This window comes from Thioalkalivibrio sp. ALJ4 (genome assembly GCF_000377225.1).
GTDB lineage: Bacteria > Pseudomonadota > Gammaproteobacteria > Ectothiorhodospirales > Ectothiorhodospiraceae > Thioalkalivibrio.
In genome coordinates this window covers 38723-52234 of the sequence record NZ_KB897919.1, presented here as the reverse complement: position 1 = coordinate 52234, position 13512 = coordinate 38723, and the positions used below count along the sequence as shown (strand labels likewise).

Here is a 13512-nt window from a genome sequence, read left to right as displayed (position 1 = left end):
GCCGCCCGGCGCGAATCCGGGCATCCGGTTTGTGCTGCCGTCGCGCATGCGCGCGACCGTCGAGGGGCGCGGCCACCGCTGGCGCGGGGCGTACAGCCTCGACAAACGTATCGGGGGATGGTGGGTCTGGCCGCAGGACGGCTCGAAGGAAGGACCGCAAAAACCCCTTACAATTTTAGGGAACTTACGTGGTGACTTGCAGGTCGTCAAGCACGATGGGTGCAAACACGCGTGTGTTCGGCACCTTACAGACCATGGACCGGGGCATACCCGTGAGGTGAACTTCATCGGCCGCAGGCGAACGAATAGGTGAAAATCCCGTAAGATCGTTGACTTACAAAACAAACCGATCAACCAGGCGTTTCGATGACCAGTGCCACACCCATCAAGGATTGTTACTTCTGCCGCGTCGCAGCCGGACTGGCCGATCCCCTCATCTACGAGAACCGCTCGTTCGTCGCCCTGTTCGACACCAACCCGGTCAACCCGGGGCACGCCCTCGTCATCCCGCGGCGGCATGTGGTTTCCCTTTTCGAACTCAACGAGACCGAACAGTCGGACTACTTCGACGCCATCCATGGCGTACGCCAGGTGATCGAGTCAACCGACCTGGCCAGCCTGTACCGCAGCATGCTGGTCCGCGAGGACCTGAGCGAGCGCCCAAAGAACCATATCGAAGGCGTGCTGGAACTCCCTTTTCTGGGCAATCCACCCGATGCCTACACCGTCGGCAACAACGACGGCCGCATGGCCGGGCGGAGCATCGATCACCTGCACGTAATCCTGCTGCCCCGCTACGAGGGCGACGTGGAAGACCCCCGTGGCGGCATCCGCAACGTGATCCCGGATCGAGCGAACTACCACCGACACGCCCACCCGGGCGTTCGCGCCGACCGCGCCTGACCCAGCCACTCGATCCGCCCGTACCATGCGACAGGGGCCCGCGCCCCTGATGGTCAGTCCGGCATAACCGACTTACCGGCTGGATCAAACACCCACCTCTCCTCGCCCAGGCGAAATACCAGCTTCCCGTCGACCCACTCGACCACCTCGTAGTCTCGATGCTCTGGCTCGCGGCCCTCATGCTCGGGGGCACGCACCGGGATCGTGTTCGCTTCCACCGAGTCACCCAGCGATTCGCGATCCACGACCGTCAGCGTGCGGTCCCCGGCAGGCCCTTCCTGCGCGAACACCACATGGCGCCCATCGTCGCTCCAGGGGCCGATCGTGACGCGGCCCCCGTACTGAAACGCCGCGGGGCTCGCCTCGCCGCTGTCCACTCTTACCAACCAGCCGCCGCTGTGAGCGGCACCGCTGGTAACCACCGCCACCCAGGCATTGTCCGGGGATGCGTGGGCCTCCCGAAACCGATTCGTTGCTCCGAAGGCGTTCTGCTCGTCCACCTGGATATCGCCGGGCAGATCTTCAATGCCAAGGAGCGTGGTGCCCTCCACCGTCCGAACAGACTCCTCACCAATGTCCAGCGGCGCGAGCACCGACGCCTCATCGGCCTCTGACGGTTGATCCTCCTCCCCCGACGGCATGCAACCACTGGTAACGATCAGCGTGACGACGACGCCCGCCGCGAGCCAGGGCGCGATGCGTCGAACAGAGCGCCTATGTCCGAGCCGCAATGACCCCGCACCCGATCGCTCCGCCAGCGCATCCTCTCGTTCTCGAATGTTCACCGGACCTCGCATCACTCCACCATCGACGCACACCTGCATCCGGGTCAAACCGCCCATTCCGGCTAATGCCCAAGCCCGGAGCACGTTGTCACGTGTACCCCAGACAGGCCCGCCCGCCTTGTTTACAGGTGCGGAATGTGCCGGCAGCGGCTATCTTGTTATCGCGGGACAGGGCAGTCCCGCTGTCGGGCCGGCTGTGACGAGCCCGAACAAGCAACCGCAGGGGGAGAACATGCCAGGGAAATGGATCGTGGGCGGCCTTGCCGTGGTCGCCGCGGGTATCGGCTACTACCACTACGAAATCCGCCAGGTCGAACAGAAGCTCGACGATATGGCGCAGATGCTGGAGCCGCTCGGCACACTGCACTACGCCGGGGTGACTGTCGGCCTGGGCGGCGATCTGCACGTCAACCGGCTCCTGTTCGAGCCGCGCAATACGGCGATCGGCCGCATGCGGGCCGAACGCATCACCCTGGAAACCGGCAACCTGTGGCAGCTCCTCCGGCTGCGCCACACCCTGGATGCCCGCCGTCTGCCCCGGCAACTGGGCTTTGCGGTCAACGGCCTGACCCTGCCGCCCGGCCTCGCCACCGGCGCGCAGGACGGCATCCCGGCCCTGTGGCTGGACACCGCCGGCTGCGGCGCCTACCACGCGGCCCCTGCGGACGACCTGCTGGCTGCCCTCGGCTATCGCGACATCCCGCTGGACATGAGCATCCGCTACCATCTCGAGGAGGACCAGAACCGCCTGACCGTGCACAGCACCTTTGGCATGGGTCCCCTGGGTCTGGGCACATCCACCGCGCATTTCAACATCCAGGCCGCCTCGAATCGGGCCCGTGACCTCGCGCCCGCCCTGATGGCCACCTCATTGCAATCCATGACCGTGGATTACGAGGACCGCGGGTACTATCCCGCCCTGATGGAGCTCTGTGCGGCCGAGATGGACATGGAGCACCGGGACTACCTCAAGCACCACCAGGCGGCCTGGGTCGAAGCCTGGGAACCCCTCGGCCTGCAGCCGGGGCCGCTGATGATCGAGGCCTATGGCCACTTCATCCAGGAGCCTCGAGGTTACTCCGTGCGCATCGGTCCGATCGACAACCCCGCCCTGCTCTGGGCCGGCCTCGACTCCCCGACGCAGTGGCTACGGCAGGTCGAATCCAGCCTGAGCGTAGCCGGCCGGCCCTTTGGGCGCGTCGACCTGCGCCAGGTCACGCCACGCCCCGGGAGGCTCGCCGCGACACCGAACGCAGGATGGAACGCCACGCCGGCCCTACCATCCGATTCTGCCCGCCACCCGCATTCGGCGCGGGACCCGGTGATCGCGTTGAACGCACTGGGCGACCACATCGGCCGCAACCTGCAGATCACCCTCGCGGACGGTCGCGCCCGCAACGGCGAGCTGCTCGAGATCGATGAGGGGCATATCCGCGTACGCCGCCGCATCGGCAGCGGCTACATGGTGATGCCGATCGCCCTGACCGACATTAGCGAGGTACGGCGCCTTCGTTGATGCTTTCCCCGCGGCAACACGCGGACCGCACCGGAGCAAGACCTCGACGTTACGAGGTGGACGCATCCCCTTCGCGGATGACCTCGATCAACGCATTCAGGGCGTCGCTCGCCGTAAAGATACCCAAAAGGCTCCCGTCTTCTTCATTGACGATAACGCTGCCGATCTTCTTCTCGGACATGGCATAAGCCACCTCGTCCAGGGGCGTGGCTGCCGACACCGTCAAGGGGTCGGCTGACATGATATCGGACACGCTAACCTGGCCGATGTCCTCTATCGGCAAGCCCATCACGATGCGCACATCCCGGTCGCTGACCAGCCCGACCACCGACCCACCGCGGACCACCGGAAGATGGCGGACCCCATGCTGTTCCATCAATGCCCGAAGATCAGCGATCGTCATGTCTTCGTTCGCGGTGATCGGGTCGGGGGTCGTGAACTCTTCCACCGGCACACTCTTCGACACCATGGCTCCATCTCCTGTCCTCGTCGCAAGCCAGCAGCTCCGGCTCGCCTCCATCTCTGAATCTAGCAAATCTCCGCAAGCGGTCAGGCCATGAGGTTTTGCTGCGGCTACAGGTCCGATCCCGTTATCTGTTCGCCGTTGCTCATGGATGTCATCTTCTTCGCTCTTCATCGGTCTCCAATCGACTGCCATTTCTCATGCGATCCGGAAGACCGAACTCGGCTATAACTCATTGAACGGCCTCAGAACAGGGCTGCAACCCCATTAACCGCACCGGTGCAACAGGAAGGTGGCAGGCACATGCGTTATCTCGCCCTGGCGGCAGACTATGACGGAACCCTCGCCTCGGATGATCGGGTTTCGGAGGACACCGTTCGTGCCGTCGAACGGCTCAGAAAATCGGGACGACGGGCGATCCTGGTCACCGGGCGGCGGGTGGATGACCTGTTGTCAGTCTGTCCTTGTGCGCGCCTCTTCGACCTGGTCGTGGCGGAAAACGGCGCCATTGTCTACAACCCTGCGACCCGGGAGGAAGCGCGTTATGCCAACCCCCCGCCGAAGCTGTTGCTCAAGGGTCTCCGAGAGCGCGGCGTGGAGCCCCTGGAGATTGGGCAAGTGGTCGTCGGGACTCAGGCAGCACAACGAGCGGCCGTGCAGGACGTGATCTGGGAACTCGGACTGGAAGCACAGGTGATCGCCAACCGTGGCGCCCTGATGGTCCTGCCGGCCGGCGTCAATAAGGCCAAGGGACTGGAGCGTGCGCTGCGCAAGCTGGGGCTTTCGCGTCATGAGGTGGTGGGAATCGGCGACGCCGAGAATGACCACTCGTTTCTGGACTTGTGCGAATGCTCCGTGGCAGTCGCCAACGCAGTGCCGTCCCTGAAGGCGTCCGTCAGCCTGGAGACCGCTGGCGAGAACGGGAACGGCGTCATCGAACTGATCGACGACTTGATCGCAAACGATCTGCGCCGGCTGGACAGCCGGCTCGAACAGCACCTGATCCCGCTCGGCACAGCGGCAGACGGGAGGCTGATCAACCTGTCGCCATTCGGGCACAACATGCTGGTTGCCGGGCCCTCGAGCAGTGGCAAGTCCACGTTCGCCGCGGGCATCATCGAGCGGTTAATCGAGAAAGACTTCCAGGTCTGCATCGTCGACCCGGAAGGCGACTACGGAACGCTGGCCGACGTGGTGGCACTCGGCAACCAATGGCGTGCTCCAGCCGTCACGGAGATCCTCTCGATCCTCGAGGATCCGAAGATCAACCTGAGCATAAACCTCCTTGGCATCCCGCTTGGGGACCGGCCCCAGTTTTTTGCGCAACTCATCCCCAACCTACAGGCCATGCGCGCACGCACTGGACGGCCACACTGGCTGGTGCTCGACGAGGCCCACCACATGCTCCCCGATACATGGGGGCATACCGGATCCGCGTTGCCGAAACGGGTCGGCGAGAGTGCCCTGGTAACTGTGCATCCAGAGCATGTCGCATCGGAGATCCTGGCGCCGGTCGACATTGTCATCGCCATTGGATCTTCACCCGAGGAGACACTGGCCAAGTTCGGGCGGGCCACGGGCAGAACGGTCCCGTGGCCCGACAGCCTGACACGAGAGGCGGAGCAGGTGATCGCCTGGTTTATCGATGAATCCCCGTTCGCCATGCGCCCCATGCCCGGGCGCGCAGAGCGCGTGCGCCATCATCGCAAGTATGCCGAGGGCGACCTGCGGTGGCACAGCTTCTATTTCCGAGGGCCCGACAGCCGCCACAACCTGAAGGCACAGAACATGGCCATCTTTTGCCAGATCGCCCAGGGCATCGACGAACAGACTTGGCTATTTCACCTGCGCCGCGGCGACTATTCGCGCTGGTTTCGGCACGCGGTCAGAGACGAGTTCCTGGCGGATGAGGCACAGCGCGTCGAGCAGCGCACCGACCTGGCACCGGCACAGACGCGCCAGATGATCACCGAACTGGCGCAAGCCCGCTACACCCTGCCGCCATGAGCCGGCGGGACGGCCGGCGCAAGCGCACCACCAGTCGCGTCAGGCTCGAGCACGTCAGGTTTCTTTCCAGACAGGCGCTCGGGATCCGGGAATGCTGCGCTCGCAATCGTATAACTGACTGTTTGTTCTTTCTTCCCCTTGGTTGGCATGGGCTTCGCTTGGGCCGTGTCGTCGGGCGTTGGTGGCGGATTGGAGCCGCTCAAGGCCTGGCCAGCCAATCCAGGGAACCTATTGATGAAACGCGCCCACAATCACAGCCGCTCCCTCTTCTTCCTTGTCGGCATTGCGCTCGCCACCTCCGGCTGTGGCCAGCCAGACGAAGCCGATGCAGCCAATGCGGCGGATCCGGAGGAAACCCGTAGCCTCGGCCCGCCCAACCCCTATCTGAAGAACCTGCCCGAACTCGAGCAGGCGCGCTTCGATGAATCCGCGCAGTTACAGCAGGAACTGCGACAGATGCAGGCCACCGACTGGGAGCAGGCCGAAGCGTTCCGCAGTCACGTCGCCGAAAGAGAACGGCAGTGGGACGAGAAGATCTCCGCGTACGTTCACACGAACCTGGTGGGACAAACCATCCCATTGACGCCGATCGACGCCAGGCCATACACCGTTGACGAGCTCAGGATCGAAGGAAGAAGGCCCATGCCGTTCAATCACCTGATCCTGACCGGAACAGCCACGCTGACGCAGGACCTGACCGAACCGGACAGCGACGAACCTGCCCCGCCAGCCTTCACCCTGAGGGGGCCGCCGATCATCGGTGCGGGGGATTTCCTGGATCACCGAGGCCAGACGCTTACCCTGTTCGTCCAGGCAGCGGACCTGGATGGCAACAAGATCCCCGCGATCAAGGCACGACTGACATCGACCGGGACTGCACAACGCGAAGAACTCGTCGCAGGCAAGACGTTCGAACTGCAGCTGAGTGTCGACCGGAGCGACGTCGCCCGACTGCGCAGCTTCGGCCAGTTTGTGGAAATCACGCGAGAAGAATTCGACGCCAGGTGAACGCGCGCCGACATGCTCGTTGCGGGTCGCACCAATACACGGGCGCCCTCTTCCTACGCCGGATCACTGGGCGGCAACACGGGCTGTTGGGCTGACCAGAGCCCCGCACTCGACGGGATGGGTGCCCGATCCACATACACCGGCTGTGCCGGGGAGCCTGTACCGGCTCTTCCTGTGCCAGCAGAGCAACTGGTATAGCCCGACGCCGCCTCTCGCAGCCCCGCCAAGCCCTGCCACTCCGGCAAGCCCACCGCCTGAACGGTATCCACCCGATTTGACTATTGCGCTGTCCCGCGCCAACCCTTGCCGGAGTCCTTCCGGAAACCTTGGCAGGCGGCCCCCATGACCGAGACCTCGGACATACGCAGAAAGGGCTTCATCGCCCACATGGCGACCGTCTTCATCAATGCCCTCAACGACAACTTCTTCCGGCTGGTGGTCATTTTCATCGCCATCCGCCAATTCGTCGCCGAGGGGGAAGGCACCTTCTACTACAGCCTGGTCGGCTTCGTTTTCCTGCTGCCATTCGTGCTGTTCTCGCCCTGGGCAGGCTATATCTCGGACCGCTACAGCAAGAAAGCGGTGATCGTCACCACGCGTCTGGCCGAGGTCGCGGTACTAATGGCCGCCGCGCTGATGCTGATCACCGAAAACTTCACCGGCTTGTTGGTGACGACCTTCCTGATGGGCCTGCAGAGCACGTTCTTCAGCCCGTCCAAATTCGGCATCCTGCCGGAGATCGTGCGCTACCAGCAGCTCTCGCGCGCCAACGGGCATATCCAGCTGTGGACGTTCCTGGCCATCATCCTCGGGACAGCTCTGGCCGGCTTCGTGATGGAGTTCGCCCGCGAGGACCTGTGGATACCGGCTGCACTTGTCGTGGCACTGTCCATCACTGGCCTGGTGACAAGCCTCTTCATCACCCCGACCGTGGCCACCGACAACCCCGCGCCGTTCCGACTCAACCCGTTTGCGACGATCGTACAGTCCATCAACGAGATTCGGCCGCATCGAGTCCTGTTCCTGGTGATTCTCGGCATCGCGTGGTTCTGGGCGCTGGGCACGCTGTACCAGCTCAACGTTCCCCTGTTCGCAGAAATCCACCTGGAGCTCGGCGAGCTTGCAACCGGCATCATCCTGACCACGCTGGCGCTGGGCATCGGTGCCGGCAGCATCCTCGCCGGCTATCTCTCGCGTGGGACCATCGCCATGCACCATGCCCCGGCCGGAATGATCGCCGCAGCCCTGCTCAGCGCACTGCTGTACTTCGCCGCCGACAGTTACCACGCAACCCTGGTGCTCATGGCCCTGCTGGGTGTCGCCTCCGGCTTTTTCATCGTGCCGATCACGGCCTACCTGCAGGGCCACAGCCCCGCCGAGCGACGCGGCCGCTTCATCGCCGCCAGCAATTTCCTCGCGTTCGCCGCGATGCTGGTGGCCCCGGTACTGTTCTGGCTGCTCACCGGCCCGGCAGGCATTACACCGGCACTGGTCTTCGTGACCGGCGGGCTGGCTTCGCTACTCGTCGGCCTGACGGCCTGGCGGCTGTATCGCCGGCACCAAGCAGAAGCGAATGCCTGACACCGCCAGACATCGGCATCGAACTTCGAACATCTGGCCCTGCCGGTTCTTCCAGTCAGCGTGACCCGACCTCATTCGTGCTTACCGCGTCGCACAGCAGGTGCTGGCACTTTCCGCCGGCCTTGACCAATCTCACCGTATGGACACGGAACAACCCTTGCGCCTCCACCTGCCGCCGGAACGGTCGCCCCCGCGGCGTAGCGGCCTGATTTCGGCCGTGCTGGCCCTGGCGGTACTCGGCAGCGCGTGGGTCCCGGCGTCTGCCCTCGAGTACGGACCACTGCCGGAGCGAATCGAGGACGCAACCGCGGGCATCGAGCGCACGCCTCTGGATGCCGAACCGATACGGCTGGACTCCGATCAGCAAAACGACACCGTCATGGTCCGGGTGGATGCCATCCTCGACCATCCCTTCCATCAGGTGTCCCAGGAGTTCCGGTCCGCGGCCGTATGGTGCGAATCCCTCTTCCTGCATATCAATGTGAAGGCCTGCGTCCACCACGGGGACGGCGAGCGGTCCGGCATCGAACTCTACATCAGCAGAAAGCGCTTCCAGCGCCCGGAAAACGCCTATCGGGTGGACCTGGACTTCCGGGTGCAGATCGCCGAGGAGGACTATCTGGCCGTGAAACTCGCAGGGGACCGGGGGCCCTACGGCACCCGCGACTACCGCATGACCCTGGAGGCCGTACCTCTGGATGCCGAGCGGACCCTAATCCACGTTCGGCATGCCGTTGATTACGGAGCCCTGGCCCGGGGCTTCCTGAACCTCTATCTCCGCTTCGGCGGCGGGGATCGGGCCGGCTTCACCGTGGTGGGGGAGGATGATGCCGGAAGGCCGATCTACGTCGACGGTCTGCAAGGTGTCATCGAGCGCAACGTGATGCGCTTCTACCTGGCATTCCAGGCCTATCTGGAGAGCCTTGAGGTCGCGGAAGAGGATCGTCTGGCGTTCCGCATGGCGCGCTGGTTCGAACTTACCGAGCGCTATCCCGAACAGCTGCGGGAGCTGGACCAGGACACCTACCTCCGGCAGAAGGAGATGGAATGGCGCGAACAGGAGAGGCTGCAGACACAGCGCGACCACCGCAATTGATCCTCCATCCGCCTCCTCGGGCTCCCTGAGGACAACCTATTGAGAGATCACACCTAACGCTGGAGCTCCATGTGGATCTCGATCGTGCGCAGGAGCTGCTGGCGATCGATCCAGCCGATGGCTCGACCGGATTCATCCATCACCGGGATCTGATTGAGGTTGTGTTCGCTCATGACCTGCAGGATCTCCTCCGCCTTCGTGTCGGGCGCGACACGGCTCAGCGCATCCACGGGGGTCATGATCGCGGCGATCCGGGTGGTCGGCCACCGCTCCCGCGGCACCTTGCGGCTGTCGCTGAGGGTCACCAGTCCCTGAACCCGCTCCGCATCGCCCACCAGAAAGGAGCGGCGCCCACCCGGCAGAACAAAACGGTCAATCCACTCCTCGACCGATACATCCTGGCCGACAAATGGCGGATCCGGGTTTGCCAGATCCCGCGCACGGACATCCACCAGCCGCTCGCGCATGTCATACATCCGCCCCTGCATCTCGGCCATGTTCAGCAGGAACCAGGCGATCAGCATCACCCACAGGCCCCCGATCAGGTTGCCCAGCACCACGACGTTCCAGAAGGCGAAGCCGAACAGGAGGTAGGCCACCATCCGCCCACCCCGTACTGCGGCCTCGATGGCCCTGCGCGGGTCGCCCGTCAACTTCCAGATCACTGCCCGGAACACCCGCCCGCCATCCAGCGGAAAACCCGGGATCAGATTGAAGATGGCCACGATCATGTTGATCAGCGCGAGCCAGCCCAGCGCCACCGGTACCGGCTCGAACCAATCCGCGGTGAGCAACGCGAGCCACCAGAAGAGCAATGCCAGGGCCGCACTCACCGCCGGCCCGGCAATCGCTATCCAGAACTCGTCCTCTGCCCGCTCGGGGTCTCGCCCCATCTGGGCCAGTCCCCCGAAGATGAACAGGGTGATGGACTCCACCGGCACACCACGCCGCAGCGCTACCATGCTGTGGCCCAGTTCATGGGCGAGGATGGAAGAAAAGAACAGCAGGGCCGTCACCGCCGCGGTGCCAACCGCCATCGCCAGGCACCATTCCGGATACTGGTGATAGAAACCGGTGCTCATGCTCGCCAGCAGCAGGATCAGGATGAAGATCCAGCTGATGTGGATCTGAATACGGATGCCACTGACATGGCCCAGGACTAGGACGGTCTTGAACATTCTTCGGCTCCTTGCATCACAGTACCGCTACCGGCCAGCGTGACCGGTGCCGCCTCACTCGACCGGGCTTCTGACGTGCCGGCCGGCCCTGTGAAACGCCCGTCCGCCTCGATTCCCGGCCCCACCGCGGACCCCGCGCGGTCTACCCCATCCATCCTCTGTGACCGCTACTGACTCAATGCTCCTGCCGTGGCGCCTTCGGCGCACTGGAGGCTGCGCTCCCCGCCTCCGTCCTGGAGGCATTGATCGCACGCTGGAACACCCAGCTCTTGATCTCGCGGATCTGCTCCACCATCGTCCGCGACAGCGGCACGGTGTTGATCACGTTGCGGATCACGTCGCGCTGGTTGAACACCCGCCCCTCCTGATAGGCATCGATGCGCGCCGACTTCACCGCCTGCTCGATCTCCGCCCCGCTCCAGTCCTCGGTGCTGGCGGCCATGTAGTTCAGATTGAACTCCTCGATATTGCCGCCGTAGCGCTCAACATGAATCCGCAGGATCTCCTTGCGCTCTTCCGCCTGCGGCAGGTCCAGGAAAAACAGCTGGTCGAACCGGCCCTTGCGCATCAGCTCGGCCGGGAGCTGATGGATGCGGTTCGCGGTCGCCGCCACGAACACGCGGGGCGACTTCTCCTGCAGCCAGGTTAGAAAGCTCGAAAAAATGTTCACGTTACCGGCGCTGCCCGGTGCCTGGCTGTCGAAGCCAAAGGCGTTCTCCAGCTCGTCCACCCACAGCACCATCGGCGCAATCTCCTCTGCAATCCGCGTCGCCCGGGCAAAGGCATACTCCGGCGTGCCAAAGCTGCCGGACAGCACCAGGCTCATGTCCAGGCGCACCAGCGGCAGGCCCCAGGCGGTCGCGATCGCCTTCGCCGCCATGCTCTTGCCGCAGCCGCTGACCCCCATGAACAGCACGCCGGCCGGGAGTGGCACGTTGTCGCGCCAGGCCTTCTCGGTAAAGAGGTCCGCGCGCGTGCGCACCCACTCCTTCAGGTTCTCCAGCCCGCCGATGTCGTCCAGCGAGCGCTGCGGCGGGTAGAACTGCAGGCAGCTCTCCTTGCGCAGGATCTGGCCCTTTTCCTCCTGGATTTCGGCCAGCATCTCGGCCTCGCCCATCGGCTTGCCGCCAAACAGCCGCGCACTCAAGTGCCCGACCTCGTTCAGCGACAGCCCGCGCATCCCGGCCGCCACGCGAAACAACTGCTCGCGCGGGACCCCGGACGCGCCGCTCGCGGCCTCCAGCTGCTCCAGCACCTCCTCCTCCGACGGCAGGTCAACCTCGATCAGGAAGACCTCCTTCTTCAGGATCTCCGGCAGCTTCAGCAGCGGACAGCTGAGAAACACCACGTCGCGGCTGTTCTTCAACCGGTAGTACAGGTCGCGCACCCCGCGGACCAGCGCCGGGTTGCCCTCGAACCCGGTGGGCAGATCCTTCAGCAGCACCATGCGCGGGCCTTCGGTGCGCCCCTTCGCCACACGTGCCACCGCCTCCAGCGGATCGGTCGTCAGGGCGTCGGGGGCATCGCTGTCGAACCCTGTACCCGCGGACCACACTTCCAGGTGCCCGTCCTCGCCGTAGTACGAACGCGCGACCGCCCGCAGCAGCCGCTCCATGCGGTCCTCGTCCCACCCTTGCAGGTAGAACACCGGATAGTGCGACTTGAGCCCGCGCAGGATCTTGCGCGCCGTCTGATTCTGAAGCGCCGTTGCCATTCACTCCCTCCGTTCCCAACACCGGCTCCTGCCTGCGAATGCCACAGACCCGTGACGCCCATGTTGTCGACTTCCCCGATCCGGGTCCACGCATAGTTTGAGCGATGCTGCGTACCCCGTTCGCGCATGCCCCCGGTTCTCTTGCCGCGCCCGGCAGCTCCAGCCCCCCCTGCTATGATGCCGGAAGCAAAGGGGGGCCCATGAGTAGCAAGATCATTGAAGTCGTCGGCCCGGCCGGGCATCTGGATACCGTACTGGGAATCGCCGACGGGCTGGCCATCGATGTCCTCTGGCACGGGGTGGACGAAAACCGTGACCGCATGGCCGTGCACATGCTGGTCAGCACGGATTACCGCCAGCGCCTGCTGGACGACCTCTATCGTGTGCTGGGCGCGGTCGAGACCGCGCGCATCCTGGTCCTGCCGGTGGAGGCGGTCCTGCCCGACCCGTTGCAGGACTCCACTGCCGACGATAAGGATGCTGCACGCACCGGCAAGAAGGCCCGCGCCATCTCGCGTGAAGAGCTCTATACCAACGTGGCCGGGGGCGCCGACCTCACCGGCCAGTTCGTCCTGTTGACGGTGCTGTCCACCATCGTCGCGGCCATTGGTCTGCTGGAGGACAACGTGGCCGTGGTGATTGGCGCGATGGTTATCGCTCCGCTGCTGGGTCCCAACCTGGCACTGGCGCTCGGGACCTCCATGGCCGACACGCGGCTGATCGGACGCTCCCTGCGCACGAACGTGGTGGGACTCGGCGGGGCCATCCTGATCGGGATCCTGCTCGCCACTGTCATGTCGGTGGACGTCGGCGCGCGCGAACTGCAAATGCGCACCCAAGTCGGTCTCGACTCGGTCGCTCTCGCCCTTGCGTCCGGAGCCGCCGCAGTGCTGTCGCTCACCACCGGCCTGCCCACGGTTCTGGTCGGCGTGATGGTGGCCGTCGCCCTCCTGCCGCCGGCTGCTACCGTTGGCATCATGCTCGGCTCCGGCGAGTTCTCCGCCGCCTACATGGCCTTCCTGCTACTGGCGGTCAACGTGGTGTGCGTAAACCTGTCGGCCAAGCTCGTGTTTCTCTATCAGGGCGTGCGCCCGCGCGGACGCGCTCAGCGGGAGGCCGCTGCGCAGAGCATGGCCGGCTATCTGCTGCTTTGGGCCGTCACCCTCGCCCTGCTGGTGTTTCTGATCCTGGAAGCCGACATCACACTGTAGGCCGCTCCAGCCTCATCGGCATCTGAAACACGATAACCCGCTGCATTCAA

At 64.5% G+C, this 13512-nt stretch carries 11 protein-coding genes; 7 read left to right on the top strand and 4 right to left on the bottom strand.

Annotation, left to right across the window (positions count from 1 at the left end; translation table 11 throughout):
* Positions 1-366 precede the first annotated feature (366 nt).
* On the top strand, positions 367-903 hold the full coding sequence (locus tag C936_RS0109730; RefSeq protein ID WP_018174181.1) for an HIT family protein: 537 nt from the start codon (positions 367-369) through the stop codon (positions 901-903).
* 53 nt (positions 904-956) lie between these two features.
* Here the strand turns inward: C936_RS0109730 and C936_RS0109725 are convergent, their stop codons facing one another.
* Entirely contained in the window at positions 957-1727 is a 771-nt protein-coding gene (locus C936_RS0109725) for a hypothetical protein (protein WP_018649449.1), read from the bottom strand.
* 193 nt (positions 1728-1920) lie between these two features.
* On the opposite strand from C936_RS0109725, the gene C936_RS0109720 reads away from it, so the two are divergent.
* Positions 1921-3204: a hypothetical protein gene (locus tag C936_RS0109720; protein ID WP_018174179.1), complete on the top strand. Its 1284-nt coding sequence runs from the start codon at positions 1921-1923 to the stop codon at positions 3202-3204.
* A gap of 49 nt (positions 3205-3253) precedes the next feature.
* Here C936_RS0109720 and C936_RS0109715 read toward each other — a convergent pair whose 3' ends face one another.
* Positions 3254-3673, bottom strand: a complete 420-nt coding sequence (locus C936_RS0109715) for a CBS domain-containing protein (RefSeq protein ID WP_018137795.1) — start codon at positions 3671-3673, stop codon at positions 3254-3256.
* Between the two features lie 297 nt (positions 3674-3970).
* On the opposite strand from C936_RS0109715, the gene C936_RS0109710 reads away from it, so the two are divergent.
* The 4 genes from C936_RS0109710 to C936_RS0109695 all read left to right on the top strand — a co-directional run bounded on the left by C936_RS0109710 (position 3971) and on the right by C936_RS0109695 (position 9359).
* The gene (locus C936_RS0109710; RefSeq protein WP_018174178.1) at positions 3971-5674 is read left to right on the top strand and encodes an HAD family hydrolase; all 1704 of its coding nucleotides are present in this window, start codon (positions 3971-3973) and stop codon (positions 5672-5674) included.
* 234 nt (positions 5675-5908) lie between these two features.
* A complete protein-coding gene (locus C936_RS0109705; RefSeq protein ID WP_018649447.1) occupies positions 5909-6682 on the top strand; it encodes a hypothetical protein in 774 nt (257 codons plus the stop codon).
* A 342-nt stretch (positions 6683-7024) separates the two neighbouring features.
* Positions 7025-8263 (top strand): MFS transporter, encoded by a 1239-nt coding sequence (locus tag C936_RS0109700; RefSeq protein ID WP_018174176.1) that lies wholly within the window; start codon positions 7025-7027, stop codon positions 8261-8263.
* Between the two features lie 157 nt (positions 8264-8420).
* On the top strand, positions 8421-9359 hold the full coding sequence (locus tag C936_RS0109695; RefSeq protein WP_018174175.1) for a hypothetical protein: 939 nt from the start codon (positions 8421-8423) through the stop codon (positions 9357-9359).
* Positions 9360-9412: 53 nt separating this feature from the next.
* Here C936_RS0109695 and C936_RS0109690 read toward each other — a convergent pair whose 3' ends face one another.
* Both C936_RS0109690 and C936_RS0109685 read right to left on the bottom strand, forming a co-directional pair.
* Positions 9413-10537, bottom strand: coding sequence for a site-2 protease family protein (locus C936_RS0109690; RefSeq protein ID WP_018174174.1), 1125 nt, complete (start codon positions 10535-10537; stop codon positions 9413-9415).
* Between the two features lie 175 nt (positions 10538-10712).
* Entirely contained in the window at positions 10713-12251 is a 1539-nt protein-coding gene (locus C936_RS0109685; protein ID WP_018174173.1) for an AAA family ATPase, read from the bottom strand.
* Between the two features lie 200 nt (positions 12252-12451).
* Between C936_RS0109685 and C936_RS0109680 the strand changes: the two genes are divergently transcribed.
* Positions 12452-13462: a TIGR00341 family protein gene (locus C936_RS0109680; RefSeq protein WP_018137802.1), complete on the top strand. Its 1011-nt coding sequence runs from the start codon at positions 12452-12454 to the stop codon at positions 13460-13462.
* Positions 13463-13512 lie beyond the last annotated feature (50 nt).